The organism is Gelidimonas diazotrophica (genome assembly GCF_055694025.1).
Map to the genome: position 1 here is coordinate 1,136,856 of NZ_CM146349.1, position 26,741 is coordinate 1,163,596.

General features: G+C 54.9%; 24 protein-coding genes. 19 read left to right on the plus strand and 5 right to left on the minus strand.

What is annotated here, in order from left to right; all coding sequences use genetic code 11:
• Positions 1-19: 19 nt before the first annotated feature.
• Complete coding sequence (locus KGFNPO_RS05270) at positions 20-1,777, minus strand: glutamine--tRNA ligase/YqeY domain fusion protein (RefSeq protein ID WP_472633441.1); 1,758 nt, start codon at positions 1,775-1,777, stop codon at positions 20-22.
• 196 nt (positions 1,778-1,973) lie between these two features.
• Here KGFNPO_RS05270 and KGFNPO_RS05275 point away from each other — a divergent pair, with 196 nt between their 5' ends.
• Positions 1,974-2,732, plus strand: a complete 759-nt coding sequence (locus tag KGFNPO_RS05275; RefSeq protein ID WP_472633442.1) for a sulfite exporter TauE/SafE family protein — start codon at positions 1,974-1,976, stop codon at positions 2,730-2,732.
• 112 nt (positions 2,733-2,844) lie between these two features.
• On the opposite strand, the gene KGFNPO_RS05280 is transcribed toward KGFNPO_RS05275, so the two are convergent.
• Entirely contained in the window at positions 2,845-3,930 is a 1,086-nt protein-coding gene (locus tag KGFNPO_RS05280; RefSeq protein ID WP_472633443.1) for an alpha/beta hydrolase, read from the minus strand.
• A gap of 453 nt (positions 3,931-4,383) precedes the next feature.
• The gene (locus KGFNPO_RS05285; protein WP_472633444.1) at positions 4,384-4,872 is read right to left on the minus strand and encodes a DUF1499 domain-containing protein; all 489 of its coding nucleotides are present in this window, start codon (positions 4,870-4,872) and stop codon (positions 4,384-4,386) included.
• A gap of 54 nt (positions 4,873-4,926) precedes the next feature.
• Here KGFNPO_RS05285 and ugpQ point away from each other — a divergent pair, with 54 nt between their 5' ends.
• The 11 genes from ugpQ (at position 4,927) to KGFNPO_RS05340 (ending at position 19,750) form a co-directional block, all read left to right on the plus strand.
• The gene (ugpQ, locus tag KGFNPO_RS05290) at positions 4,927-5,715 is read left to right on the plus strand and encodes a glycerophosphodiester phosphodiesterase (RefSeq protein WP_472634393.1); all 789 of its coding nucleotides are present in this window, start codon (positions 4,927-4,929) and stop codon (positions 5,713-5,715) included.
• A 144-nt stretch (positions 5,716-5,859) separates the two neighbouring features.
• Positions 5,860-8,481 (plus strand): alanine--tRNA ligase, encoded by a 2,622-nt coding sequence (gene alaS / locus KGFNPO_RS05295; protein WP_472633445.1) that lies wholly within the window; start codon positions 5,860-5,862, stop codon positions 8,479-8,481.
• A 287-nt stretch (positions 8,482-8,768) separates the two neighbouring features.
• Complete coding sequence (locus KGFNPO_RS05300) at positions 8,769-8,996, plus strand: sulfurtransferase TusA family protein (protein WP_472615139.1); 228 nt, start codon at positions 8,769-8,771, stop codon at positions 8,994-8,996.
• 499 nt (positions 8,997-9,495) lie between these two features.
• On the plus strand, positions 9,496-10,491 hold the full coding sequence (locus KGFNPO_RS05305) for an ABC transporter substrate-binding protein (RefSeq protein ID WP_472633446.1): 996 nt from the start codon (positions 9,496-9,498) through the stop codon (positions 10,489-10,491).
• Between the two features lie 13 nt (positions 10,492-10,504).
• Positions 10,505-11,329: an ABC transporter permease gene (locus KGFNPO_RS05310; protein WP_472633447.1), complete on the plus strand. Its 825-nt coding sequence runs from the start codon at positions 10,505-10,507 to the stop codon at positions 11,327-11,329.
• Between the two features lie 12 nt (positions 11,330-11,341).
• Positions 11,342-12,133 carry an ABC transporter ATP-binding protein gene (locus tag KGFNPO_RS05315; protein ID WP_472633448.1) on the plus strand — a complete coding sequence of 264 codons (792 nt, stop codon included), beginning with the start codon at positions 11,342-11,344 and terminating at the stop codon, positions 12,131-12,133.
• Positions 12,134-12,441: 308 nt separating this feature from the next.
• Positions 12,442-14,319, plus strand: a complete 1,878-nt coding sequence (locus KGFNPO_RS05320; RefSeq protein ID WP_472633449.1) for a sensor histidine kinase — start codon at positions 12,442-12,444, stop codon at positions 14,317-14,319.
• Complete coding sequence (locus KGFNPO_RS05325; RefSeq protein WP_472633450.1) at positions 14,319-15,674, plus strand: sigma-54-dependent transcriptional regulator; 1,356 nt, start codon at positions 14,319-14,321, stop codon at positions 15,672-15,674. Before KGFNPO_RS05320 ends, KGFNPO_RS05325 begins: the two co-directional genes overlap by 1 nt.
• 309 nt (positions 15,675-15,983) lie before the next feature.
• Positions 15,984-16,733 carry an electron transfer flavoprotein subunit beta/FixA family protein gene (locus KGFNPO_RS05330; RefSeq protein ID WP_472615146.1) on the plus strand — a complete coding sequence of 250 codons (750 nt, stop codon included), beginning with the start codon at positions 15,984-15,986 and terminating at the stop codon, positions 16,731-16,733.
• A gap of 118 nt (positions 16,734-16,851) precedes the next feature.
• On the plus strand, positions 16,852-17,781 hold the full coding sequence (locus tag KGFNPO_RS05335; RefSeq protein ID WP_472633451.1) for an electron transfer flavoprotein subunit alpha/FixB family protein: 930 nt from the start codon (positions 16,852-16,854) through the stop codon (positions 17,779-17,781).
• A 166-nt stretch (positions 17,782-17,947) separates the two neighbouring features.
• On the plus strand, positions 17,948-19,750 hold the full coding sequence (locus tag KGFNPO_RS05340) for an acyl-CoA dehydrogenase (RefSeq protein ID WP_472633452.1): 1,803 nt from the start codon (positions 17,948-17,950) through the stop codon (positions 19,748-19,750).
• Positions 19,751-19,984: 234 nt separating this feature from the next.
• Here the strand turns inward: KGFNPO_RS05340 and KGFNPO_RS05345 are convergent, their stop codons facing one another.
• Positions 19,985-21,241, minus strand: coding sequence for a D-amino acid dehydrogenase (locus tag KGFNPO_RS05345; RefSeq protein ID WP_472633453.1), 1,257 nt, complete (start codon positions 21,239-21,241; stop codon positions 19,985-19,987).
• 103 nt (positions 21,242-21,344) lie between these two features.
• Here KGFNPO_RS05345 and KGFNPO_RS05350 point away from each other — a divergent pair, with 103 nt between their 5' ends.
• Complete coding sequence (locus KGFNPO_RS05350) at positions 21,345-21,833, plus strand: Lrp/AsnC ligand binding domain-containing protein (RefSeq protein WP_472633454.1); 489 nt, start codon at positions 21,345-21,347, stop codon at positions 21,831-21,833.
• Between the two features lie 9 nt (positions 21,834-21,842).
• Here KGFNPO_RS05350 and KGFNPO_RS05355 read toward each other — a convergent pair whose 3' ends face one another.
• The gene (locus KGFNPO_RS05355) at positions 21,843-22,274 is read right to left on the minus strand and encodes an NINE protein (protein ID WP_472633455.1); all 432 of its coding nucleotides are present in this window, start codon (positions 22,272-22,274) and stop codon (positions 21,843-21,845) included.
• A 352-nt stretch (positions 22,275-22,626) separates the two neighbouring features.
• Here KGFNPO_RS05355 and rpsP point away from each other — a divergent pair, with 352 nt between their 5' ends.
• The 6 genes from rpsP (at position 22,627) to KGFNPO_RS05385 (ending at position 26,638) form a co-directional block, all read left to right on the plus strand.
• Positions 22,627-22,878 carry a 30S ribosomal protein S16 gene (rpsP, locus tag KGFNPO_RS05360; RefSeq protein ID WP_472615152.1) on the plus strand — a complete coding sequence of 84 codons (252 nt, stop codon included), beginning with the start codon at positions 22,627-22,629 and terminating at the stop codon, positions 22,876-22,878.
• Positions 22,879-22,890: 12 nt separating this feature from the next.
• The gene (gene rimM / locus KGFNPO_RS05365; RefSeq protein WP_472633456.1) at positions 22,891-23,445 is read left to right on the plus strand and encodes a ribosome maturation factor RimM; all 555 of its coding nucleotides are present in this window, start codon (positions 22,891-22,893) and stop codon (positions 23,443-23,445) included.
• Positions 23,446-23,500: 55 nt separating this feature from the next.
• Complete coding sequence (trmD, locus tag KGFNPO_RS05370) at positions 23,501-24,247, plus strand: tRNA (guanosine(37)-N1)-methyltransferase TrmD (RefSeq protein WP_472633457.1); 747 nt, start codon at positions 23,501-23,503, stop codon at positions 24,245-24,247.
• 124 nt (positions 24,248-24,371) lie between these two features.
• The gene (rplS, locus tag KGFNPO_RS05375) at positions 24,372-24,755 is read left to right on the plus strand and encodes a 50S ribosomal protein L19 (protein WP_472633458.1); all 384 of its coding nucleotides are present in this window, start codon (positions 24,372-24,374) and stop codon (positions 24,753-24,755) included.
• Between the two features lie 72 nt (positions 24,756-24,827).
• On the plus strand, positions 24,828-25,499 hold the full coding sequence (locus KGFNPO_RS05380; RefSeq protein WP_472633459.1) for a CoA pyrophosphatase: 672 nt from the start codon (positions 24,828-24,830) through the stop codon (positions 25,497-25,499).
• 182 nt (positions 25,500-25,681) lie between these two features.
• Entirely contained in the window at positions 25,682-26,638 is a 957-nt protein-coding gene (locus KGFNPO_RS05385) for a CobD/CbiB family protein (RefSeq protein ID WP_472633460.1), read from the plus strand.
• Positions 26,639-26,741 lie beyond the last annotated feature (103 nt).

Consider the following 26,741-nt stretch of genomic DNA (forward strand, 5'->3'; position numbering starts at 1 on the left):
GAAGCAAGCAGCGAAACTTCTACTTCCCCCAACTATCCTTCAAAGTCACCACCCGATTAAACACCGGTTTCCCCGCCACCGAATCCACCCGATCCACCACAAAATAACCTTGCCGCTCGAACTGATAGCGGTCTTCCGGCATGGCGGCGGCCAGGCTGGGTTCCAGGTAGGCCAGCACCACTTCCTTGGCGTTTGGGTTCAGGGCCAGTTTGAAATCCTTGCCGCCGGCGTCGGGCTGTGGGTCGTTGAACAGGCGGTCGTACAGGCGCACTTCGGCTTGCAGCGCTTCGTGGCTGCTGACCCAGTGGATGTTGCCTTTGACTTTGTAATTGGCGCTGCCTTCAGTGCCGCTTTTACTGTCGGGGAAGTAGTTGCAATGCACCGCGATTACATTGCCGTCGGCGTCTTTGTCGCAACCGGTGCATTCGATTACATAGCCGTAGCGCAGCCGTACTTTGTTGCCGGCCTTGTCGCCGACCGGCGGATAGAGGCGGAAATAGCCTTTGCTCGGCTCTTGCATGAAGTCGTCCTGCTCGATCCAGAGTTCACGGCTGATGTTGAAGTGGCGCAGGCCGCGTTCCGGGTAGTGCGGGTGGATCGGGGAGGTGCAGGCGTCGCGCAATTGTTCGGGGAAATTGTCGATGATCAGTTTTAGCGGGCGCAATACGGCGGCGGCGCGCGGCGCTTTCGGGTCCAGGTCTTCGCGCAGGCAGCCTTCGAGCGTGCTCATGTCGATCCAGCCGTCGGATTTGGTGACGCCAATGCGTTCGCAGAACAGTTGGATCGATTCCGGCGTGTAGCCGCGGCGGCGGATGCCGACGATGGTCGGCATGCGTGGATCGTCCCAGCCATCGACGATGCCTTCTTCGACTAGTTGCAACAGTTTGCGTTTGCTGGTGATCGCATAAGTCAGGTTCAGGCGCGCAAATTCGTACTGGTGCGGCACCGGCTGCTGGAAGAAGCCGCCTTCGGCGCAGCGCTCTATGATCCAGTCGTAGAACGGGCGGTGATCCTGGAATTCCAGCGTGCAGACCGAATGCGTGATGTGTTCAATCGCATCCGACAACGGATGCGTGAAATCGTACATCGGGTAGATGCACCAGGTGTCGCCGGTGCGGTGATGGTGCGCGTGGCGGATGCGGTAGATGGCCGGGTCGCGCAGGTTCATGTTGGGCGAGGCCATGTCGATCTTGGCGCGCAGGATGTGTTCGCCATCCTTGAATTCGCCTGCCTTCATGCGGCGGAACAGGTCCAGCGATTCGGCGGCCGGGCGCGCGCGGAACGGCGAGTCGATGCCGGGCTGGTTGAAGTCGCCGCGATTGGCCGCCATGTCTTCGGCGCTTTGGCTGTCGACATAGGCGTGGCCGCTGTTGATCAGGTATTCGGCCATGTTGTAGAGCTGGTCGAAGTAGTCGCTGGCGTAGTGCAAATGTTCGATGCCGTCCTGTTCCCAGCTGAAGCCGAGCCACTTGACGCTGTCGATGATGGTGTCGACGTATTCCTGATCTTCCTTGGCCGGGTTGGTGTCGTCGAATCGCAGGTGGCAGCGCCCGTTGTAATCGCGCGCCAGGCCGAAATTCAGGCAGATCGATTTGGCATGGCCGATGTGCAGGTAACCGTTCGGCTCGGGCGGGAAACGGGTGATTACGTTCGGCAAACCGGGGCGCTCGTAGGTGCCGGCCTGGAGGTCGGCCTCGACGATGGCGCGCAGGAAGTTGGAGGTGGCTGGAAGTGTTGTGGCGGCTTGGCCATTGCCTTTTTTGATGTCGGTGCTCATGTGTGTTCTTTGATGAGGTGTTGGATTGATATTGGTTGAAAGCATTCTACCGTAGAGGCTGACAGGCAGGCGGCTAGTGTGGCTGATGCAATAGTGCAACAGGCGGCCGCGCCAGACGTTAGACTGATGGACTTTGATTGGCCCGGTTGCACCGAACCGCGCCGAATCGCCATTTTGCTTCCAAGCCTGCCATCCGATGACTGAAATACTATTGCTGTGCCTGTTCGCCTTTTTCGCCGGCCTGATCGATGCGGCAGTCGGCGGCGGCGGCTTGATCCAGATTCCTGCGCTGTTCAATTTCATGCCGACTACCGTGCCGGCGGCTTTGTTCGGCACCAATAAGGTGGCGGCGATTGCGGGTACTTTTTTCGCCGCGCGCTCGTATTTCAAGCGGGTGCGCATCGCCTGGACGCTGGTGTTGCCGGCTGCGGCCAGCGCGTTCGTGATGGCGTTCGCCGGAGCGGCGACGGTGTCGATGGTGCCGAAATCGTTGCTGAAACCGGTGGTGTTCTTGCTGCTGGTGGTGATCGCAATTTATACGCTGTGGAAGAAGGATTTCGGCGCCATTCACAAGCCGGTGCAGGTCGGCCGGCGCGAAAAGATTATTGCGGTGCTGATCGGCGGCGCGATCGGTTTTTACGACGGCTTGTTCGGCCCCGGCACCGGCAGTTTTTTGATCTTCCTGTTCATTCGCTTTTTTGCGTTCGATTTCCTGAATGCATCGGCTGCATCCAAATTCGTCAATCTGGCGACTAACGCCGCCGCGCTGGCTTTCTTCGTGCCGGCCGGTTATGTGTTGTGGCAGGTCGCGCTGCCGATGGCGGCAGCCAACATCTTCGGCGCGGTTTCCGGCACCTGGCTGGCGCTGCACAAGGGCGCCGGATTTGTACGGGTATTGTTCCTGGTGCTGGTGACGACGCTGATCATGAAGCTCGGCTACGAGATCTTCTTTTAACTGATTCAGCGCTGTTTCGATGGGATTATCGTGCGGGCGTTGCGCGTTTTTATGGCCGCCGCAAGTTTTTTGGCTGCGGCGCGCAATGATCATTAGTCATATTAGTCAATAACTAACGCGCGCTCGAAAAAGCCTTCTTCAGTGCGTCCGCCGCCATTTTTTCCGCTGCTTTTGCTTTCGGCACGACGGCTCCCATGCCAAAGAACTCGTGCGTCACGCCGGTATATTCTTTATACGTAACCTTTACGCCGTCTTTCTTCAATCGGTCGGCATAGCTCTTTCCCTCCGATCGTAGCGGGTCGATTTCAGCGGCAATCACCGTAGCCGAAGGCAGCCCTTTCAAGGATTTTGCTTTCATCGGCAATGCGTATGGATTGTCGCCGTCCTCCTCCTTGCTGGAGTAGTGCTTGAAGAACCACTGCATCGTGGCCTTATTGAGCGGTTTGGCTTCGGCATTTTCCTGATACGACGGGGTATTGAAGCCGTTATTAACGACTGGATAGACCAGCAATTGATGCACCGGCAAAGGCGCCTGTTTGTCCCGCGCCATCAGCGACACCACTGCCGCCAAGTTGCCGCCGGCGCTTTCGCCGCCTACCGCAACACGCTTTGGATCGCCATTGATTTCTTTTGCATGTTCCAGCACCCAGGTGTAGGCGGCGTAGGCATCGTTGGGCGCGGCTGGAAATTTATGCTCGGGCGCCAGGTGATAGTCCACCGCCACCATGATGGCTTGTGCGCCTTTGGCCAAGGCACGCGGCGAGGCATCATACGTTTTCGTGTCTGCGATGACAAAGCCGCCGCCGTGGTAGTACAGCATGACCGGAAACGGTCCTTTTCCTTGCGGGGTGTAGACGTGAATCGGAATTTCGCCGGCTGGCCCCGCAATCGTCATGTCTGTCACGCGCACGCCAGGTTCGGGGTCTGTGCTTTTTCCTTGATCCTGCAATACTTTCTTGACCGCATCCGCCGGCGTGGGCTGTTTGCGCGCTTCTTCGGGGGTTAAGGTTTCAAGCGGTTTTGCGCCAAGCGCTGCCAGCGCATCGAGCACTTTTTGCATATGGGGTTCGGCCTTTGCCTGCTTGCTGGCTGATTTTGCGTCATTTTTTACGTCATTTTTTGCATCATTTTCTTGTGCAAGAGAGAAGCCGGCAGCCAGGAGGAGTGCGGTGGGAACAATAAAATAGGTGCTTTTCATGCCAAGTTCTTTCTGATTGTTATTCAAAATTGATTGGGAGCATTCCTGGACATTGCAAATATGCAAATTTGGCTGATTTTGCCCACCCACTCGAATAGGCAGTGGATTGCCTGCTGAGCGGGGTGAGCTAGATTAGTCATGGTGTTCTTCTTGTTCGTTCCTGCTTGCGCAACAATTAGTTGAAATTAGTGCAAACCCGGATCGATTTCAAGCGGGGGATGATTGGTTTGTGCGTAACAACAAATTCATTGTGCTGGTTCAAATCAGCCCGCCATAGCATTGCTACGGATTAACGCGCGCTGTTTCAATCAACAGCGCTGGCGCCGGACTTAGTTCATACAGTTTTATTGGGAGTATGGCGATAAATGCAGCATTTCCTGCATGTATTCATTGCGGATATTAAAAATACGTAATCCAGTATTTTTTTAACGCCAAGTTAGTCCGGAACGCCTGTCACTGTGCTGCAAATGCGCTTCGAATTGTTTCCAGTCGCTTGCGGTTGACGCCGAAATCCTTGCGCCCCAAGCGCGATGCCGAGCGCATCTGGATCACGCCGGCTGGTTCGTCGAGTGCAAATTCGACATCGTCGATATATTTCATAAGCGGGGTCTGAAATTGTGCGTACAGATAGCCGGGTTCGGCGCTGATGACGGTGGCGCCGCGCATGCCGCGCACGATGGCGGTCAGCCTGGCGAAAGCCGCTTTGCCGTCGCCGCCATAAGCGAGCGGGGCGATCACGTGATAATCGGTGTGCGGATGCAGCGCGGCTTGGCTGGAAACGCTGTTCCAGGCGTCAGCCCGCGGCGCTTTTAGCTGTCCGTTGTGCAGTCCCAGATCGGCCGGCTGCTTGCCGCCAAGCAGTCCGGCCTGACCGACCGCCAGCACCAGCAGCGGAATGACGATGAACACGACGATGGAGATCACACGCAGAGTTTGGCTCATGATGGGCGGCTGGCTGGTATCAATGATTGGTATATTACCGTCATGCTTAAAACTCTGTGGCCCTATCCGAAAATCGTCGCCCATCGTGGCGGCGGCGCGCTGGCTCCCGAAAACACGCTGGCGGCGATGCGTTGCGGCCTGGCACACGGCTTTCATGCGGTCGAGTTCGATGTGATGTTGAGCCGGGACGGGATTCCGGTGCTGATGCATGATGAGCAATTCGGCCGCACCGTCAGCGGTGTCGGCAGCGTGCCGGAGTCTAGTGCGGCGGAACTGGCTGCGTTGGACGCCGGTAGCTGGTTTGGCAGCGCATTTGCCGGCGAACCGGTGCCGCGTTATGCGCAGGTGGCGGCGTTCTGCCGGGCGCATCGGATCTGGATGAATGTCGAACTCAAGCCGGCCGCTGGTTTCGAGGTCGCAACCGGGCGCGTGACGGCGGCGCTGACGCGGCAACTGTTTGCCGACGAAATCGCCGCTGAAATTGCGACTCCAAGTGTCGCTCCGCGCGCTTTGCCCTTGTTTTCTTCATTTTCTTTCGAGGCATTGATGGCGGCCCGGGCCGCTGCACCTGAAATTCCACGTGGCTATCTGGTGGATGTAATCCCGCCCGACTGGCGCGCACGATTGCTTGCGTTGGCGGCAGTGGCGCTGCACACCAATCATCAAAATCTGTCGCGCACACTGGCGCAGCAGGTAAAAGCGGCGGGTTATGGCCTTTTTTGTTATACCGTCAACGACCCGGCGCGGGCCACGGAAATTCTGTCCTGGGGCGTGGACGGATTTTGCACTGACCGCATCGACCTGATCGGCGCTGATTTTTCGCCGGGTGCGGCGGCGACGTAATTGCTGACAAATAGCCAATTTATAGCCAATTTATAGCCGCTTAATGGACGGTAAGTGGCGGGTAAATGCCATTTACCCATCACGTATAATCGTTTTTCTTGCAAAGCATTTTTTATAACGCATTCTTATTTTTAGCCAAAGCACATGAACTCGTCCGAAATCCGCGATAAATTTCTCCAGTTTTACGAATCCAAGGGCCATACGGTGGTGCGCTCATCGAGCCTGATTCCCGGCAACGACCCGACCTTGTTGTTTACCAACTCCGGCATGGTGCAATTCAAGGACGTGTTTCTGGGCCAGGACAAGCGCAATTACACCCGCGCCACGACTGCGCAGCGCAGCCTGCGTGCCGGCGGCAAGCACAACGATCTGGAAAACGTCGGCTACACCGCACGCCACCATACTTTTTTCGAGATGCTGGGCAATTTCTCGTTCGGCGATTACTTCAAGCGCGACGCGATCCATTACGCATGGGAATTGCTGACTTCGGTCTATAAGATGCCGAAAGAAAAGCTGTGGGTGACCGTCTATTTCGAGGACGACGAAGCGTATGCGATCTGGGAAAAGGAAATCGGCGTGCCAGCCGAGCGCATCATTCGCATCGGCGACAACAAGGGCGCACGCTACGCGTCGGACAACTTCTGGCAGATGGCGGAAACCGGCCCATGCGGGCCGTGCAGCGAGATTTTTTATGATCACGGCGCCGAAATCTGGGGCGGCCCTCCCGGCAGCGCCGAAGAAGATGGCGACCGTTACATCGAGATATGGAATCTGGTCTTCATGCAGTTCAACAAGGACGAGAAGGGCGTGCTGCATCCGTTGCCAAAACCTTGTATCGACACCGGCATGGGGCTGGAGCGCATCACCGCAGTGCTGCAACATGTGCATTCCAATTACGACATCGACAGCTTCCAGACGCTGATCATCGCTGCGGCGCGTGAAACCGGCTGCATGGACCTGACCGACAATTCGCTCAAAGTGATTGCCGATCATATCCGCGCCTGTTCCTTCCTGGTCGTCGATGGCATCATTCCCGGCAATGAGGGGCGCGGCTATGTGCTGCGCCGCATCGTGCGCCGCGCGTTGCGCCACGGTCACAAGCTGGGTCAGACCAAACCGTTCTTCTTCAAGCTGGTCAAGGATTTGGTGGGCGTGATGGGCAATGCCTATCCGGAACTGACCGAGGCCGCATCCCGCGTCGAGCAGGTATTGCAACAGGAAGAAGAACGCTTCGGCGAAACGCTGGAACACGGGATGAAACTGCTGGAAACCGCGCTGGCCAAGAACAGCAAGAAGCTCGATGGCGATACCGCCTTCGCCTTGTATGACACTTTCGGCTTCCCGCTCGACTTGACCGCCGACATCTGCCGCGAACGCAATATCACGCTCGACGAGGCAGGTTTCGATGCTGCGATGGCGCGCCAGAAGTCAACCGCGCGCGCCGCCGGCAAATTCAAGATGGCGGCTGGCATCGAATACAGCGGCGACAAGACCCAATTCGTCGGTTACGACCGTTTGACCCAGGCCGGAAAAGTCGTTGCGCTGTATGTGGACGGCACTGCAGTACTGTCGATTACGGCAGGCCAACATGCGATTGTGGTGCTCGATAGCACGCCGTTCTATGCGGAATCGGGTGGCCAGGCGGGCGACTCCGGCGTGCTGGAATCGGTCTATGGCGCGGATACGGCGAGCTTTGAAGTGGAAGATACTCAAAAGATTCAGGCTAACGTTTTTGGACATCATGGCATTCTGAGCAAAGGCGTGCTGGCTGTTGGCGATACGCTCAATGCGCAGGTCGATGCGGCTGTGCGCGCACACAGCATGCGCAACCATTCGGCCACGCATTTGATGCACAAGGCGTTGCGCGAAGTGCTGGGCAGCCATGTGGCGCAAAAAGGTTCGCTGGTCGACGCCGACAAGACCCGCTTCGATTTCAGCCATAACGCACCGATGACGGCTGACGAGATCGGTCGCGTCGAAGACATCGTCAATCGCGAAATTCTCGCCAATGTCGCGACCCAATCGCAAGTGATGTCGTATGACGACGCGGTCAAGCACGGCGCGATGGCGCTGTTCGGCGAGAAATACGGCGACGAAGTGCGGGTGCTGGACATCGGCTCCTCGCGTGAATTGTGCGGCGGCACCCATGTATCGCGCACCGGCGACATCGGCCTGTTCAAGATCGTCGCCGAAGGCGGCGTCGCGGCCGGTATCCGCCGCGTCGAAGCCGTCACCGGCGAAGGCGCGCTGGCGCTGGTGCAGACCCTGAGCCGCCGGGTGCAGGACGCTGCGGCCGCACTGAAAGCGCAACCGGAAGAATTGACGCAGCGCATTATGCAAGTGCAGGACACCATCAAGACGCTGGAAAAAGAAGTCGCCGCGCTGAAATCAAAACTCGCTTCCGGTCAGGGCGATGAATTGCTCAAGCAAGCGGTAGTTGTGAATGGCATCAAGGTGCTGGCTGCAACGCTCGATGGCGCCGATGTGGCGACGCTGCGCGAAACTATGGATAAGCTCAAAGACAAACTGAAAACCGCTGCCATCGTGCTGGCCGCCGTCAATGACGGCAAGGTCAGCCTGATCGCTGGCGTGACTGCCGACGCGACTGCAAAAGTCAAAGCCGGCGAACTGGTGAATTTTGTCGCGCAACAGGTCGGCGGCAAAGGCGGCGGTCGCGCCGACATGGCGCAAGCCGGCGGCACCGATCCGAGCGGTCTGGCGCAAGCGTTGGACGGCGTTGCGGCTTGGGTCGGCGAGCGCACCTGAGGATTGTTACGGCTAGCCGGCTTTGCCTGATTTGAGGTTTTGCCCGGTCTGTGGCGCTGCGCCGATCATCGATTTCATGCCGATCGGCGCAGCTGCGTTCATGCACCAGATTGAACGCAATGAGTTGTTTTTAATCGCATTAACATTAACTCTCCATGATTTTGCACCGGTTTATTGCAGGCAAAGATCACGATTGAAGATTATTTTGCTGCGACGCACCATGAAAATGCGTTTTTCGTGAAATTTGGCGTATTATTTAACGACTAAATTATCCACGGATAGAAATCATGCAATTTAATAAAGAGATAGATGCACGCGGTCTCAATTGCCCTCTGCCTATTCTGAAGACCAAAAAAGCGTTATCTGAAATGTTGAGCGGGCAAATATTGCACGTGCTGGCAACAGACCCTGGTTCGGTGCGGGATTTTCAGGCGTTTTCGAAACAGACCGGTAATGAATTGTTGTCGCATGAAGAACACGATAGGGAGTTTGAGTACTACGTCAAACGCAAGTAATTTATAAGTAAATCCCCCCCCCGCTGTACCGCCTCCGGCGTTTTGATTCGAAACGACCGGTGCGCTCATTTTCCCCTTGCACCATCCTGCCCTCTATTATTTCTGCACCGCAATATTAACGCCTGCTGTTTTTAGCGATAGTCCCAAAAATTAGCAAGAGATTGGACCTGCGTGGACCTGCGTGGACCCGTGTGGACCTGCCTGGACCGGCGTTCAGTGCCGGTGGCGGCGCATTCCCAAAAACTATTGCTGCCTGCATGGCGCCGCAATATCTGTGCGGAAATCCAGCCTCGGATTGCTTGCCTAGTGCGGAAAGCCAGAAAATTCCTGTTTTCCAAGCTTTGAAATTTTTATAAATATTCCTTTTTATTCATGGTGTTAGGCAAGTGTCCTGCAGTTTTTGGAAGCTGGCATGAAAGATGCTGTTACAGGTGGCAGGGTATTGCTGCCGTGCGCCCGAAATACAACGCATACGATAAATCCAAAACAGGAGAAGACAATGAATTCAAAACACCATATCAAGACATTCCTCGCCACACATACTCTGGCTGCACTGGTCGCGGTGGCCGGATTTCCGCTGGTAGCGAATGCCGCTGACCTGGTCCGTCTGGGCAATCTGAAATTCGCCCACTACGGTGCGGTCGCCTACATGAAAGAAATTGCACCCAAGTACAACCTGAAAATTGAAGAACGGGTATTTTCCAAGGGGCTCGATATCGTCCCAGCGATCATCGCGGGTGAAATCGATGTATCGGCCAGTGCGCTGGAAGCGGCAATATCAGGCCGGGCCAGCGGGGTCAAGGTGTATCTGGTAGGCGGGTTTGCGAAAGGCGGTGTACGCATCGTCGGACGCCCGGACCTGAATATCCGCAGTATTGCCGAACTTAAAGGCAAAAAAGTCGGTGTCACCAGAGGTGGTCCGCAGGAAATTCTGCTGTTTACCGAGCTGGCAAAAAACCATCTGACATGGTCGGATAAGCCGGGCAAGGATGTTCAGATCATGTACATGGGATATCCGGACCTGAACCAGGCCCTGATGACGAAAAACATCGATGCGATGAGCCAGTCCGAGCCCTATTCGACCCAGGCGCTGAATAAAAAATATGGCGCGGAAATCATGCGTCCGTATGACACTCCGCTGGGCGAGCCGGTGCGGGCGCTGGTGATGACGGAAAAAATGTACAAGGAACGACCTGACGTGGCAGCACGTTTCATGCAGTGCTTTGTGGCGGCCACACGCCATTTCATCAGCGATCCGATAGCGGCCGAGACGTATGTCCGTGCATCGATGTTCAGGAATCAGGTCAGCAGCGAGGATTATCGCGACGCGATGGAGAATGCCTCGTTTACTGAAGATATTTCCATCAATCACGTGCAACTGACCACCGATTACATGGTGAAATACGGCATCGGCAAGATGTCAAGCCCTCCGGCAGCGCTCGATTGGGTCAAGCTCGATTTGCTGGGCAGCGCCAAGAAAACAGTTAAAAACTGAGTCGGGAGCCGGCATGAATCTCTCTTTCCTCAAGAAGTTGCTGCACGGCGCGATCGTGCCGCTGATTGCGCTGGCGCTGTGGCAGGCGCTGTCGTTTTTCGGATTGATCAATCCCCAGATCGTGCCGTCGCCGCTGGCGGTGGTGCGCAAGTGGGGCGAATATCTGGCGCCAACAGAAGCCTACGCCCCGGAACTGGGGAATTACGCGCTGTGGCTGCTGTCCGGCGAATTGCTGCACGACGCTTATGCCAGCATGTCGCGCGTGATTGGCGGATTCCTGATCGGCGCGGTGCTGGCGCTGCCGCTCGGGCTGTTGATGGGGACCAATAAAACGATCTACAAATTGTTCGATCCGCTGATTCAGGTGCTGCGTCCGATTCCGCCGATTGCGTACATTCCTTTGGCGATTTTATGGTTTGGCTTGGGTAATCCTCCCGCGTTCTTTCTAATCAGCATCGGCTCTTTCTTCCCGATCCTGATGAACACTATTGCCGGTGTGCGTCATGTCGATGGCATTTATATCCGGGCAGCGCGCAATCTTGGCGCCGGGCAAATGACCATGTTCCGGCGCGTGATTCTGCCGGCCGCCACGCCGTATATTTTGACTGGCGCCCGGATTGGCATGGGAACCGCATTCATCGTGGTGATCGTGGCGGAAATGATCGCCGTCAACAATGGCCTTGGATTTCGGATTCTGGAAGCCCGCGAGTATTTCTGGTCGGACAAAATCATCGCCGGGATGTTTACCATCGGCTTCTTCGGCCTGGCGATCGACATGGCAATGAACGCGTTGAACAACCACTTGCTGAAGTGGCATCGCGGACTCGAACACAACTAATCTGGAGACAATATGACAACCATCAGAATTGAAGCGGTCAACAAGGTATTTTCTGGCGACGGCGGCGATGTGGTAGCGCTCAAGGATATCAATCTGACGATTGCCGGCGGCGAATTCATTTGCTTGCTCGGCCCATCGGGTTGCGGGAAATCGACGCTGCTCAACGCCATAGCCGGATTTTCACATCCGACCTCGGGTGGCATCTGGGCCGGTGACGTGCGCGTCGCCAAGCCTGGCCCGGATCGCGGCATGGTGTTTCAGGAATATGCGTTGTTTCCCTGGATGACGATTCAGCAAAACATTGCGTTCGGTCTCGAAATCGCCGGACGTCCGGCGTCTGCGATCCGGGAACGGGTCGAATTATTGCTGAACATGTTGAGCCTGCATGAATTCCGGGATCGTTTTCCGAAGGACTTGTCCGGCGGCATGCGGCAACGGGTCGCCATCGCACGGGTGCTGGCGCTCGATTCCCCGATCATGCTGATGGATGAACCGTTCGGCGCGCTCGATGCATTGACCCGCCGCAACCTGCAGGATGAGTTGCTGAAGATATGGAAAGAGTTCGGCACCACCATCGTTTTCGTGACTCACAGTATTGAAGAGTCGATCTATCTGGCCGACCGCACCATCGTCATGACGTATCGCCCCGGTACCATCAAGCGCGATGTGCGGATCGCGCTGCCGCGCCCGCGCGACCCGAGCGACCCCGAGTTCAACCGCTTGAAGCGGGAACTCGGTACGCTGGTGATGGAAGAGCAGCAACGCCATCGCCAGGATGAAATGCTGGCAACAACGGCGGATTGAGGCGTTCTATTGATCCGGAACGATGATGCTGCGGAAAGGATTTTCCAATAAACTAGCCTTTCCGCACCTTCAGTTCTACAATTTATGCAGGGGTATAGTAAAAAATACTGCTTCTTCCGCTTTATTTTATTGCCATTTGAAAAATACATTGGACAGTATATTTTCATTGACGAAACGGTGGAAAGCTCCGACTTTCGCGCTGCCGAGTCCCATTCGCCTGCCTGCCGCGGTGTATGATGGCGCGCCAGTCGATGCCGGGGGTGCATCGATGTTGTCACAAGGTGTGGTTTAAACGCGGAGTTCAGCCAGTGTTCGCTCATCGCAATCTCAAAAACTCGGTCATGGTAGTGCTGGCACTGGGCTTGCTGGTCGCGGTTGTGGTTTTTGCCTACTGGTTTGCGAAACGCCGCAGTCTGGATGATATGCATCGGATACTGGCGCCGCGTGCGGAGTTTTACGCGGCAACTCTCGACGGCATCCTGAGTAAATATGAATTCCTTCCCCTGGCGCTGGCGCAAAGCGCTGAAGTGGCCGATCTGCTGCAACACAAGGACGCGGCAAAGGTGGCGCGCGTCAATGGCTATCTCGAGAATATCAATACCCGTGTCGGTGCCTTCGCCGTCTACGTGCTGGACCCTCAGGGCGTCGTGTTCGCATCGAGCAACTGGCGAGAGCCGACTTCGTATGTTGGCCAGAACTATGCGTTCCGACCGTATTTTGAACAAGCCATTCGCGGCGGGATCGGACGTTTCTACGGTATCGGCGTATCGACCGGCGAGGCCGGATTGTTCATTTCCCAACCGATTCGACGTGGCGGACGCATCATCGGCGTCGCGGCGGCAAAAGTAAGTCTTGACTGGATCGAACGGTCATGGCGAGCGCCGGGCGCCACCGAGCGGATATGGGTGACCGATTCCAATGGCGTAATCATCCTGTCCTCATTTCCCGGTTTGAAATTTACCACCCTGGTGCCGTTGTCGGATGCGCGCAGAAAAACGATTAGCCAGCAGCGCCAATTCATGCATGAAGCCTTACCCTCGGTTGACCATCCGGTGCTGGAACAATTTGCAGATGGGGCGAAGGTCATTTCCCTGACTCACCCGGCGCATGACCGTGCAGCGCCTAGCGGCGAGTTTCTTGCCGTGGGGCGTCGCCTTGCACCTTTGGAATGGCAAATTACCGTGTTGTCCGATCTGGCTCCGGTGCGCGCGGTAGCCAGAAATGCGGCGCTCGCTGCGACGCTTGCCTGGGCGGTAGTATTGCTCGGCGTATTGTATGCAAGGCAACGCCGCAGGCGGATACATGAACGGCTGGCCGCGCAAGCAGCACTCAAGTGTGCCTACGATGAGCTGGAAATCAAGGTTGGACAACGGACTTCGGATTTGCTCGATGCCAATCAGCGTCTGCAAGCCGAAGTGGCCGAGCGCGAGCGCGCAGAACAAACGCTGCGCTGTGCCCAAGCCGAACTGGTGCAAAGCGGGAAACTGGCCGCGATCGGACAGATGGCGGCGGGCGTCACCCATGAACTGAACCAGCCGCTGGCCGCACTGCAAACTTTTTCTGACAATACCCGGGTATTCATTGCGCGGGGCCGCACCGAGGAAGCGCTGGAAAATCTTTCCATCATCTCCGATCTGGTTAAACGGCTTGGTTACATTACCTCGCAGCTGAAAGCATTTGCGCGGCGTAGCGACGATGCCAGAAGGCCAGCCCATGTGCAGAAAGCCTTCGCACAGACGATGCTGTTGCTGCATGCAAGAATTGCCGCAGAACGGATACAGCTGAGCGCCGCGTGGCCGCAGCAGCCACTCATAGTACTGTGTAGCGAGATCGGGCTGGAGCAGGTTTTTACCAACCTTCTGTCAAACGCGATCGATGCGATGGCCGAATCCGCTACCAAGCGAATCGAGCTCAAGATCGTGAAAAATGCCGATTGCCTGGAAATCTACATCTGCGATACAGGAACTGGAATTCCTGCGACTCTGATCGAGAAGATATTCGATCCGTTCTATACCACCAGGGAGCAAGGCTTGGGGCTGGGGCTTTCGATTAGCGCAGGGATCATTCGCACCGCCGGCGGGCTGCTATCGGTTCGAAACCGGCCAAGAGAAGAGGGCGGCGGTGCGGAATTTATCATCAGGCTGACATGCGTATCCGAGTGTGATGCCGAAAAGAGGGAAACATGATGCAGGAGCGAAGTTTTGACGGCATGCAGGTCTTGTTGGTGGAAGACGATGCGATTGTCAGGAAGGGGGCCAAGCAGGCGCTGGAATTGGCCGGTCTTTCCGTCATCCCGTGCGCCACTGCCGAGCAGGCGCTCGAATATTTATCACCTGAGTTTCCCGGCATTGTGATCAGCGACGTGAAGTTGCCCGGTATCGACGGCCTGGAATTGTTGCGCATGGCGGTCGCGCAAGATGCGTTGTTGCCTGTCATTCTGGTTACCGGCCATGGCGATGTCTCGATGGCGGTGAGCGCAATGCGGCAAGGCGCCTACGATTTCATCGAGAAACCATTTTCCTCCGATCTGCTGGTAGATGTGAGTTATCGCGCGCTGGATAAGCGGCGGCTGGTACTGGAAAACATCGATCTGCGCCGCCAACTGGAAAACCGCGAGGGCATCGAGGCGCGCATTGTCGGGCGCAGCAATGCCATTGCCAAGGTCAGGCAAACGGTATTGAATCTGGCGGCAAAGTCGGCAGACATCATGATCCTGGGCGAAACAGGCACGGGCAAGGAACTGATTGCACGCTGCCTGCATGACTTCAGCGATCGCAGAGACCATCACTTTGTCGCGATTAATTGCGGCGCCTTGCCGGAATCCATTTTTGAATCCGAGCTGTTCGGGCATGAAGAAGGGACATTTACCGGCGCCAACCGGCAACGCATCGGCAAGATTGAATACGCTAGCGGGGGTACGCTTTTTCTGGATGAAATTGAAAGCATGCCGCTCTCGCTGCAGGTCAAGCTGTTGCGCGTGTTGCAGGAAAGGCAGGTGGAGCGGCTGGGGTCGAACCAGGTGATTCCGATCGATTTGCGAGTGATTGCCGCGACCAAGGACGATCTGCGCATTCTGGCCGAGCAAAACAAATTCAGGGCCGACCTTTACTACCGCTTGAATGTTGCCAGCATGACCCTGCCCGCGCTGCGGGATCGGCGCGAGGATATCCCGCTGTTATTCGAATTTTTCGTTTTGCAGGGGGCGGTACGCTATGGCCAGACTGCGCCCTTGATCGGGATCGAATTATTGCGTGCATTGATGGCGCAGAAATGGTCCGGCAATGTGCGGGAACTGCGCAATATTGCCGATCGCTTTGTCCTGGGATTGCTCGACGACATGTTGATGCCATCCGGTGTGCGGCGCGAGGGTTCGCTTGCCGAGCAGGTCGACGCATTTGAAAAATCCATTATCGAGGATGGCCTGCGGCGTCTGGAGGGTAATGTGGTTGCAGCGGCCGAGAGCCTGAATATCCCGCGCAAAACGCTGTATGACAAGTTGAAGCGATTTGAGATATCGACAGAAAAATTCCGATCCAGATGAATGAAGCGTCTGGCAAGACTGGCTAAAGTGCGTTGGTCGGATTCAGGATTTTCTTGCGTTGATTAATCTGTAGTAATCACCCGTGTAAAATGCGCTGCTGCAGCATCGATGTGATAAAACCTTACAACTACTGCCAGCAGAACTGAATATAGGCAATTCTTGAAAACAAGCGGCATTCAGGCGCTGGAATAAATAGAACGACCGTCTTAAATTATGTCTCGGTGTTTATGATTCGCTTTATAATTCAATTTCATTTACGTTAACGTCAATTAAACTTCATTTGCAAAATTGCACAGTAAAGGCAGAACTATGAAAGTCTTGGTCCCGGTCAAACGCGTGGTGGATTACAACGTCAAGGTGCGTGTCAAGTCAGACAACACTGGCGTCGATATCGCCAACGTCAAAATGTCGATGAATCCATTCGATGAAATCGCACTGGAAGAAGCGATGCGCCTGAAAGAAGCAGGCAAAGTTACTGAAGTTGTCGCCATTTCGTGCGGCGTGACGCAATGCCAGGAAACCCTGCGCACTGCGATGGCCATCGGCGCCGATCGCGCCATCCTGGTCGAAACAGAATCCGACATCCAGCCGCTGGCTGTGGCCAAGCTGCTCAAGGCACTGGCCGACAAGGAACAACCGCAACTCATCATCCTCGGCAAACAAGCCATTGATGACGACTGCAACCAGACCGGTCAGATGCTGGCGGCCTTGCTGGGCTGGCCACAAGCCACTTTTGCCTCCAAAGTCGTGCTGGAAGATGGCAAAGTCACCGTCACCCGTGAAGTCGACGGCGGCCTGGAAACACTTGCTTTGACCTTGCCTGCGATCATCACCACCGACCTGCGCCTGAACGAACCGCGCTACGTCACGCTGCCGAATATCATGAAAGCCAAGAAAAAACCGCTCGACACAGTCAAGCCGGCCGATCTGGGTGTAGACGTCAGTTCGCGCCTGAAGACCCTGAAAGTCGTCGAGCCAGCCAAGCGCAGCGCCGGCATCATGGTGCCAGACGTCGCCACGCTGGTTGCCAAGCTCAGAAACGAAGCGAAAGTCATTTGATTCACTGAATGACGCATTGATCGATTTATTCATTGATTGATTTACGGACAATAGGCGCAGATTGTGGCGCTTCGTCCTTTTCACTTCATCCTGCTCATCCTGTTATTAGGAAAACATCATGGCTGTACTCGTCATTGCTGAACACGACAACGCTTCCTTAAAAGGAAGCACGCTCCACACCGTCACCGCTGCCGCCGCTTGCGGCAGCGATCTTCATATTCTGGTAGCGGGCCACAATTGCGGCGCTGCCGCCCAAGCCGCGGCCCAGATCGCCGGCGTCGCCAAGGTTTTGGTGGCCGATGCCGCCGCTTTTGCCGACGGCTTGGCCGAGAATGTGGCGGAACAAGTGTTGGCAATCGCCAACAACTATTCCCACATCCTCGCGCCTGCCACTGCCTACGGCAAAAACATCCTGCCTCGCGTGGCGGCCAAACTCGACGTTGCTCAGATCTCCGAAATCACCCGGGTTGATGCGCCCGACACCTTCGAGCGCCCAATCTACGCTGGTAACGCGATCGCTTACGTCCAGTCGAGCGATCCGATCAAGGTCATCACCGTGCGTTCAACCGGCTTCGATGCCGCTGCTGCCGGCGGCTCCGCTGCAGTTGAAAACATCGCAGCGGTAGCCGATTCCGGCAAATCCGCCTTCATCGGGCGGGCAGTCGCGAAATCGGACCGTCCTGAACTGACCGCCGCCAAGGTCATCGTATCCGGTGGGCGCGGCATGGGTTCCGGCGACAACTTTAAGATCCTCGAACCGCTGGCTGACAAGCTTGGCGCCGCAATGGGTGCCTCGCGCGCTGCAGTCGATGCCGGCTTCGTGCCGAACGACTGGCAAGTGGGGCAGACCGGCAAGATCGTCGCGCCGCAGCTGTATATCGCGGTCGGTATCTCGGGCGCGATCCAGCATCTGGCCGGGATGAAGGATTCGAAAGTCATCGTTGCCATCAACAAGGATGCGGAAGCGCCGATCTTCAGTGTGGCCGATTACGGTATCGTCGGCGATTTGTTCGATGTGGTGCCGGCACTCGTGGCGGAATTAGGTTAATTCGCCGATACCGTTATTAAAGCGACGGGACTTGTGGTCTTTGTCGCTGGATTGACAGGCACAAGCCTCTCAATCCTCAATAATTGCAGGGTCTGTTAGCAATGGGTTCTTGACCGAGCCTGTCGCTAACAGACCTATATTTTTGCCCATTTACTGGAGTTATACGATGAGTTATGTTGCACCTTTGAAAGATATGCTGTTTGCGATGAATGAACTCGCTGGTTTGGCTGCCGTGAACGGCTTGCCGGGTTGCGAAGACGCGACGCCGGAAACCGTTGAGGCGGTGCTGGAAGAAAATGCCAAGTTCTGTGGCGAGGTCATTGCCCCTCTGAATTGGGCGGGCGACCAGGCGCCGAGTACTTGGCGCGATGGTCAGGTCACTACTACCAAGGGTTTCAAGGAAGCGTTCAAGGCCTACGGCGAAGCCGGCTGGCAAGGCGTGCAACATCCAGTCGAATTTGGCGGCCAGGGTTTGCCAAAACTGGTGGCAACGCCGTGCATCGAAATGCTCAACTCTGCCAACCTGTCTTTCGCCCTGTGCCCATTGCTGACCGATGGCGCGATTGAGGCGCTGATGACTGCCGGTACAGACGAACAAAAGTCGATTTATCTGGAAAACCTGATTTCCGGCAAATGGACCGGCACCATGAACCTGACTGAGCCGCAAGCCGGCTCCGACCTGGCAGCGGTACGTACCCGTGCGGTGCCGCAGGGTGACGGCACTTACAAGGTATTCGGCACCAAGATATTCATTACCTACGGTGAACACGACATGGCCGAAAATATCGTCCATCTGGTGCTGGCCCGCACCCCCGACGCGCCTGAAGGCGTGAAAGGCATTTCACTGTTTGTGGTGCCGAAATTCATGGTCAATGCCGATGGTTCGCTCGGTGCGCGCAACGATGCGCATTGTGTCTCGATTGAGCACAAACTCGGCATCAAGGCCAGCCCGACCGCAGTATTGCAATTCGGCGACCACGGCGGCGCCATCGGTACTTTGGTCGGTGCAGAAAATCGTGGTCTGGAATACATGTTCATCATGATGAATGCGGCCCGTTTCGCAGTCGGCATGCAGGGCGTAGCTGTCGCCGAGCGCGCCTATCAGAAAGCCGTGCAGTTCGCCAAGGACCGCGTGCAGTCGCGCGACCTGGCCGGCTCCGCCGGGCCGGTAGCTATCATCCATCATCCGGACGTGCGCCGCATGTTGATGTCGATGCGCTCCCAGATTGAAGCATCGCGTGCGCTGGCTTACGTCGCCGCCGCCGCTTCCGACATCGCGCATCACCATGCCGATGATGCGACGCGCAAGACCAATCAGGCTTTTTACGAATATCTGGTGCCGATCATCAAGGGTTGGTCGACCGAGATGTCGCTGGATGTGACCTCCACCGGCGTGCAGGTGCATGGCGGAATGGGCTTCATCGAGGAAACCGGCGCAGCGCAGCATTATCGCGATGCCAGAATCCTGACCATTTACGAAGGCACCACTGCAATCCAGGCCAATGATCTGGTCGGCCGCAAGACGGTGCGCGATGGCGGTGCGACTGCCAAGGCGATCATTGCCCAGATACGTGCGACTGAAGCGGCGCTAGCGGCACACTGCGCACAACATGCGTCAGCCGATCTGGCCGCCATCGGCACGCAACTCGCTGCCGGCGCGACTGCGCTGGAAGAAGTTGTTACTTATGTGGCCGGCAACATGAAGTCCGACATCAAGGCTGTGTTCGCCGGTTCGGTGCCTTACCTGAAGCTGGCGGGCATCGTGCTTGGCGGCTGGCAAATGGCGCGTGCGGCATTGATTGCCGACCAAAAGCTGCAATCAGGCGAGGGCGATGCCAAGTTCTACCAAGCCAAGATCGGTACCGCGCGTTTCTTCGCAGATCACATCCTGTCGCAGGCGGCCGGCTACCGGACTGCAATTGTTGCGGGCAGCGCGGGCGTCTTGGCGCTGACCGAAGACCAGTTCTGATGTAGTTCCCGGTCTCCACGATGAAAGGGCAGCTGTCAGGCTGCCCTTTTTTGTTGCAACAATTGTTGAAGGAGAGCACGTCTGCGATTAATTATCAAACTAACCGGTAAACCTGGTTTGCACGTCAACGGATCAGTTCAAAAATGTCCGGGGGCGGCAGGATATTGAGTTTAATCTCAGGTTTAATCTATCTCAGTCCGGTTAAGCTATTGGTAGTGCTTGTAGATGCAGGTCTCAAGTTTTTGCATACCTGCGCACACCCAGATCCTCCGCTGCAATTTCCGGTGTCTTGCCCGACATCAAATCTGCCAGCAATTGTCCCGAACCGCACGACATGGTCCAGCCCAAGGTGCCGTGGCCTGTATTGAGCCATAAACCGGGGATGGCAGTTGGGCCGATAATCGGAGTGCTGTCTGGAGTCATTGGCCGCAGTCCGGTCCAGAAGGTAGCTTGCTTGACGTCGCCGCCGTGCGGGAACAGGTCGGTGACCACGTACTCCAATGTCTCACGCCTGCTGTCATGCAGTTCCAGGTCGTAGCCGACCAGATTGGCCATGCCGCCGACGCGGATGCGGTCATTGAAACGGGTCACTGCGACTTTGTAGGTTTCGTCCAGAATAGTCGAGACCGGAGCTGCCGCTGCATCGGTAATCGGCACCGTGATCGAGTAGCCCTTGACCGGATAGACGGGAACATCCACCATGCCGCGCAACAGGGCGGTCGAGAAACTGCCGAGCGCCACCACAGTTGCATCCGCTTCCACAGTTTCGCCTGCCGAGCGCACCCCTTTCACTTTGCCGCCTTCGATCACCAGACTGTCAATGCTGCGGTTGAACAGGAAACGTACACCGGCAGCTTGCGCCAGTGCGGCGAGTTTGGTGGTGAAGAGTTGGCAATCGCCAGTCTCGTCGTTGGGCAGGCGCAGGCCGCCGCTCAATTTATCTTTTATCTGCTCCAATGCAGGTTCGGCACGACTGAGTTCATTTCTGGTGAGTAACTCGAACGGCACGCCCATTTCTTGCAGGACCGCGATATCCTTGGCAGTGTCATCTACTTGCTTCTGGGTGCGAAATACTTGCAAGGTGCCCTGTTGACGTCCTTCGTAATCGATGCCGGTGTCGGACCTGATGGCCTTGAAGCAATCCCGACTATATTCGGCCAGCCGCACCATGCGCGCCTTGTTGACCGCATAGCGTTTCTCGGTGCAATTGGCTAGCATTTGGGTCAGCCATTGCAGTTGAAACAGCGAGCCATCCGGCTTGAGAGACAAGGGCGGATGTTTTTGCAGCAACCACTTGATCGCTTTCGCGGGTACGCCCGGACCAGCCCAGGGTGATGCGTAGCCAGGGGAGATTTGTCCGGCGTTGCCGAAGCTGGTCTCCAGTGCGACTTCGGGCTGGCGCTCGATTACAGTCACATCATGCCCGGCACGTGCCAGATACCAGGCGCTGGTGACGCCGACTACACCGGCTCCAAGAATCAGAATGCGCATTAGAATCTCCTGAAAAAATACATATATATTATTAAGTATTGCTATGGTAGTGATTACAATCTAGTAAATGTTCATGTATTTCAGTGTTTTAAAGGAAAAAATAATGCGTACTCAACGACAACCTGTGCGCACTCTGGATAAGCTCGATCGCAAGATACTGACGCTATTGCAGCAGGATGGCCGTATGGCGATGACTGAGTTGGCTAATGCGGTCGGCTTGACGATCACCCCTTGCATCGAGCGTGTCAAGCGCATGGAGCGTGACGGCATCATTACCGGTTATCACGCACGGGTTAATCCCTTGACGCTGGATGCGGGTTTGCTGGTGTTTGTTGAAATTACGCTGTCGGCCAAATCCGGGCGGACTTTTGATGATTTCCGACGCGAAGTGGTGCGGATTCCACAAGTACTGGAGTGTCATCTGGTCTCGGGCGACTTCGATTACATCATCAAGGCCCGCATCAAGGAGATCGGCCAATATCGAAAATTGCTGGGCGATATCCTGCTGCAGTTGCCGGGAGTAACACAATCAAAAAGTTTTGTCGTAATGGAGGAGGTCAAGGAAACATTGACGTTACCGACAGACGTATGACTCTCTGGGTCATCCGAAAGCGCCGCCGGTCAGTAATAGGTCCGAAATGCGCGCCATCGCAGCAATCAGAGCGGTCGCACCGGCGCCGACAGTCAGTACCAGCAATATTGCCAAAGGCCAGTCCGACATGGATTGTCGTCCTGAATTGGGATTGAAGCGCGCATCCCAAGCATCATCGGACGTGACGCCGATAGTCAGCGATTCGATGCATCCCGCCAGCACAGACAGGACGAACAGACTGCCTGTAAACATCCAGGGTTGATCAGGTGCCATCAGAGCGATCAGCACAGAGACCGGAAGACTGGCAAAGTGCAGCCACGCCCATTTGTCTTGCCAACCATGTAAATACACCCGATGCAGGCCCAGACCGCCCAGAAACGTGGCTAAAAAAGTGGCAACAGTCTTGTTTTTGTGGCGAGAGCACATAATTTCGTTAATCATGGTTAATTAATACAGGGAGTATGGCTTAAAACGCATAGTTTTCCGCATGTATATTAGATGTTATTTAAAATGCACTATAGAGTATGGTGCATGACCATACGGTATTTTTGAAATTCATAGCCTTTAACGATTCTGCTGAATTTGAACTATTATTCCGGACATTGTCTGGACGACTGTTAAGCCCATGTTGAATACCGGATAAATGGAAGTCTTGATAGCGCTGCGTGCAGATGGTTTTGCCATGGTTGACAACTGCGCGCAGCCGGCAATATGTTTCTTGTTGCAGGGGTAGTGGTAATCGAGCTATAATTTACGGCTTTTTCCGCATTCGAACACTTTTTTGGAAATAAATATGGTCGTCATTCGTTTAGCTCGTGGAGGCGCAAAAAAGCGTCCTTTTTTCAATATCGTAGCAACTGATTCACGCAATCGTCGCGACGGTCGTTTCATCGAACGCATCGGTTTTTATAACCCGATGGCTGCAGGCGGTGAGGAATCGATTCGCATTGTGCAGGATCGCCTGGCTTACTGGCAGGGCGTTGGCGCACAATTGTCGCCTACAGTGGCTCGCCTGGTTCAGGCTGGCAAAAAAGTAGCTGCTTAATTGTCGCTTAGCTTGTCGCTTAAAATTGCAGCAGGGGTGCAAATCCCTGCCGATTTAGTGTTGGTGGGTTACGTATCTGGTGCTTACGGAATTCACGGCTGGGTTCGCATCAGGCCTTATTCTGCTGATGCTGATGCGCTGCTGAACGCTAAAACATGGTGGTTTGACCAGCCTGATGTGCATCCTGTCGATGTGATTCAGGCAAAGTTGCATGTCGACGATGTCGTTGCGCAATTGGTCGGAGTCTCAGGTCGTGACGCGGCGGAAGCGCTGAAGGGCACCGCCATACAGATTCCTCGCAGCCATTTTCCTGCTCTGGCAGATGGTGAATTTTACTGGGTTGATTTGATCGGCCTGGATGTTAATGATCTGGAAGGTGCGCCTCTGGGCGTCGTCCAGGATTTGATGAGTACCGGTGCGCATCCGATTCTGCGTGTGGCGGTGGTGGATCTCCAAATCAAGAATAAGCCGGCACGGGAGTTATTGATTCCTTTTGTGGATCAGTTCGTCAAGACGGTTGATTTGCAAGCGCGAAAAATTACGGTTGACTGGGGTCTGGATTATTAGATTCCTGCGCACCATATTCTTGAGCTGGCTGACATTGTTGGGATAAGGAGGCGAAATGCAATTTGATGTCGTCACACTCTTTCCCGAAATGTTTGTTGCGCTGACGCAGTCCGGTGTTACACGACGTGCATTTGAACAAAAAAAATGTGATTTGACGTTATGGAATCCCCGTCAGTTCACATACGACAAGCATCGCACCGTGGATGATCGGCCATATGGCGGTGGACCAGGGATGGTGATGCTGGCGCAGCCTCTGGATGCAGCCATTGGCGCTGCCAAGCAGCGTCAGAGCGCGTTGGGGTTGCCTGTTCCGAAAGTGGTGTATTTGTCGCCACAAGGCAAGACGCTGAATCACCGGCGTGTAATGGAATTGACCAAGCAGCCCGGTCTTATACTGTTGTGCGGGCGTTACGAAGCGGTTGATCAGCGTTTGCTGGACGACTGCGTTGATGACGAAATCAGCCTCGGCGATTTTGTTCTGTCAGGTGGTGAATTGCCTGCGATGGCCTTGTTGGATGCGATCATCCGACAATTGCCTGGCGTACTACATGATGATTCATCTGCGATTGAAGATAGTTTTGTCAACGGTTTGCTCGATTGTCCGCACTACACAAGACCAGAAAACTATCATGAAGTGCTGGTGCCTCCGGTATTATTGGGTGGTAATCATGCGGATATCTGTAAATGGCGACGTCAGCAGGCGCTCGAAGCAACTGCCAGGAAGCGGCCTGATTTGCTAGCTAAAACGCGTGAGGAAGGTTTGCTGACAGTTGCAGATGAAAAATTTTTAAGGTGTTTGTAGTTGGTAATAAAGAGCGGCTAAAACCATTTGGTTTGCCGCATGTTTAATCCCATCCTCTACTGGGCAATGTTTGCTAGCTGTTCGCAAACTATGTGCGCCAGCAAGATGGTATATGGAGTTAAAAATGAATTTGATTCAACAACTTGAACAAGAAGAAATTGTTCGCTTGGGTAAAAATATTCCCGTATTTGCACCTGGCGATACCGTCATCGTCAATGTGAACGTCGTAGAAGGCACGCGCAAGCGCGCGCAGGCTTATGAAGGGGTAGTTATTTCTCGCCGTAATCGTGGCTTGAACTCCAACTTCATCGTTCGCAAGATTTCTTCCGGTGAAGGTGTCGAGCGTACATTCCAGTTGTATTCCCCATTGATTGCTTCAATTGAAGTCAAGCGTCATGGTGATGTGCGTCGTGCCAAACTGTATTATCTGCGTGAGCGCTCGGGTAAATCGGCGCGTATTAAAGAAAAATTGCCAAATCGTCGTACGGCGGCAAAAAAATCCGCATAACGTCTGGTATGTGTTTTGTGTGAAAAAAGGGTGCCCGACGGTGCCCTTTTTTTGTTGAAGCAGAGGTGACTTTTGTCCAAACTGATTTTTGACCCGAAAATTGCACCAGTGGTGTCGATTGCAGGCGAACTGGCTGTGCCATCGGAACACCTGGTGTCGTCGTGGCTGCGACAGCGCTTTGCCAGTCCGCCCGTGTGGCACCCCGAAATCACGGACGAACATGGCTTGAGATTGCAGCGATTGCCGCTACGCCCAGCATCGGTGCTAATTCCTCTAGTGGCTAGAGAGGGTGGGATGACTTTGCTTCTGACCCAGCGTACTGCACATTTGCATGATCATGCAGGGCAGGTCAGTTTTCCTGGCGGCCGTGCCGAAAAAATCGATGCGTCGGCCATTGAGACCGCCTTGCGGGAAACCGAAGAGGAAGTTGGTATTCATCGTAATCGTCTGGATGTATTGGGCACCTTGCCCAACTATTGCACCATTACCGGTTATCTTGTTACTCCGGTAGTTTCAATCGTCACGCCTCCGTTCGATTTCCAGCCAGACCCTTTTGAGGTCGCCGAGATTTTCGAGGTTCCGCTCTCATTCTTGATGGACGGTGCGCATCATCAGCGCCGCACAATCGAATTTCCGGCGGGACTTGGTCGCCGAACATTTTACGCCATGCCTTATGAGCGATTTTTCATATGGGGTGCGACTGCAGGCATGCTGCGTAACCTGTTCCATTTTCTGAGAGCTTAATTTATTGTTGCCGCGGTATGCGCTCAGGATGGAATGGCATCGCTTACTGTAAATTCCGATTATAAAATTACGTTTTTCCATATCATCGCCAGTACTCTGTTTTTTTCTGATCGTATAAAGCTGTTTGATTCTATTGATGCGCTAGGTTAAGGTAGAGCTTCACTGATTTTTAAGATGTTCCAATGACCTTTCTCTCCATACTTTGTGCTTTGTTGATTGAGCAACTCAAGCCGTTACGCGCGGACAATCCGATTTATACCGAAATCAAAGCTCTGGCAGTCCGTATGGAAGGCTGGTTCAACGCCGGTCAGGCACATCATGGACAGCGCGGCTGGATTTTCATGATGCTGGCGCTAATGCTGCCCACCATATTGATTTACTGGCTAAGCATCAAAATCAGCCCGATTGCTGCCTTTGCCTGGAATGTCTGCATAGTGTATCTGACGCTCGGTTTCAGGCATTACAGCCATTTTTTTACTTCTATTCAATTGGCACTGAATGCCGGCGACGATGTGACCGCTCGTAACTTGCTGGCAGAGTGGACTCGGCAGGATACAGTCGGTATGGAAGTTGCTGAAATATCGAGGATTGCAGTCGAAAAAGCCCTGATTTCCACACATCGGAATGTGTTTGGTGTTTTTTTCTGGTTCCTGATGCCATTGGGCCCTGCCTGCGCAGTCATGTATCGCGTTGCCGAATATCTGGCACGTGCTTGGAATGATCCAGATCGTGTGGGCAGCAAAACGTTCGGCCAGTTTTCTGCCCGCGCGTTTTATATCATCGACTGGATTCCGGTGCGTTTGACAGCAGTGGCATTTGCCATAGTGGGCAATTTTGAAGATGCCATTTATGCTTGGCGCAATTTTGCAGGTAACTGGAAGGATGAAGCGATTGGTATCATCCTTTCCTCTGGCGGCGGTGCCATGGGCTTTCGGCTTGGCACACCGTTTGAAAATGCGACCGACATATTGCCTGTGGATGCCGCTATAGTGGACTCGATTGCCATTGAAGTTGACAGCGCACCGGGAGATGAACCATCGATCCGTGCGCTGCAGAGTACGGTGGGTCTGGTGTGGCGCGCACTCTTGCTTTGGATGTTATTGCTCTTGCTATTGTCGATGGCAGTCTGGCTGGGTTAGTCTCTCAGAGGCTATTGGTTGCTGTCGATTTCATATTGTGGCTTGCTTTTTCGTGCGCAAGTCTTCTATAAGATATAATACGTAAGAATTTTAAAGGCTTGAT

Bases quoted from the DNA above. Each gene is read 5' to 3' on its own strand.
- KGFNPO_RS05330 (WP_472615146.1), top strand. From the start codon at position 15,984: ATGAAAGTCTTGGTCCCGGTCAAACGCGTGGTGGATTACAACGTCAAG.
- KGFNPO_RS05350 (WP_472633454.1), top strand. From the start codon at position 21,345: ATGCGTACTCAACGACAACCTGTGCGCACTCTGGATAAGCTCGATCGC.
- KGFNPO_RS05300 (WP_472615139.1), top strand. From the start codon at position 8,769: ATGCAATTTAATAAAGAGATAGATGCACGCGGTCTCAATTGCCCTCTG.
- KGFNPO_RS05285 (WP_472633444.1), bottom strand. From the start codon at position 4,872: ATGAGCCAAACTCTGCGTGTGATCTCCATCGTCGTGTTCATCGTCATT.
- KGFNPO_RS05345 (WP_472633453.1), bottom strand. From the start codon at position 21,241: ATGCGCATTCTGATTCTTGGAGCCGGTGTAGTCGGCGTCACCAGCGCC.
- KGFNPO_RS05275 (WP_472633442.1), top strand. From the start codon at position 1,974: ATGACTGAAATACTATTGCTGTGCCTGTTCGCCTTTTTCGCCGGCCTG.
- rplS (WP_472633458.1), top strand. From the start codon at position 24,372: ATGAATTTGATTCAACAACTTGAACAAGAAGAAATTGTTCGCTTGGGT.
- alaS (WP_472633445.1), top strand. From the start codon at position 5,860: ATGAACTCGTCCGAAATCCGCGATAAATTTCTCCAGTTTTACGAATCC.
- KGFNPO_RS05385 (WP_472633460.1), top strand. From the start codon at position 25,682: ATGACCTTTCTCTCCATACTTTGTGCTTTGTTGATTGAGCAACTCAAG.
- KGFNPO_RS05340 (WP_472633452.1), top strand. From the start codon at position 17,948: ATGAGTTATGTTGCACCTTTGAAAGATATGCTGTTTGCGATGAATGAA.
- KGFNPO_RS05325 (WP_472633450.1), top strand. From the start codon at position 14,319: ATGCAGGAGCGAAGTTTTGACGGCATGCAGGTCTTGTTGGTGGAAGAC.
- KGFNPO_RS05310 (WP_472633447.1), top strand. From the start codon at position 10,505: ATGAATCTCTCTTTCCTCAAGAAGTTGCTGCACGGCGCGATCGTGCCG.
- KGFNPO_RS05335 (WP_472633451.1), top strand. From the start codon at position 16,852: ATGGCTGTACTCGTCATTGCTGAACACGACAACGCTTCCTTAAAAGGA.
- KGFNPO_RS05305 (WP_472633446.1), top strand. From the start codon at position 9,496: ATGAATTCAAAACACCATATCAAGACATTCCTCGCCACACATACTCTG.
- KGFNPO_RS05355 (WP_472633455.1), bottom strand. From the start codon at position 22,274: ATGATTAACGAAATTATGTGCTCTCGCCACAAAAACAAGACTGTTGCC.
- KGFNPO_RS05280 (WP_472633443.1), bottom strand. From the start codon at position 3,930: ATGAAAAGCACCTATTTTATTGTTCCCACCGCACTCCTCCTGGCTGCC.
- KGFNPO_RS05315 (WP_472633448.1), top strand. From the start codon at position 11,342: ATGACAACCATCAGAATTGAAGCGGTCAACAAGGTATTTTCTGGCGAC.
- trmD (WP_472633457.1), top strand. From the start codon at position 23,501: ATGCAATTTGATGTCGTCACACTCTTTCCCGAAATGTTTGTTGCGCTG.
- rpsP (WP_472615152.1), top strand. From the start codon at position 22,627: ATGGTCGTCATTCGTTTAGCTCGTGGAGGCGCAAAAAAGCGTCCTTTT.
- KGFNPO_RS05270 (WP_472633441.1), bottom strand. From the start codon at position 1,777: ATGAGCACCGACATCAAAAAAGGCAATGGCCAAGCCGCCACAACACTT.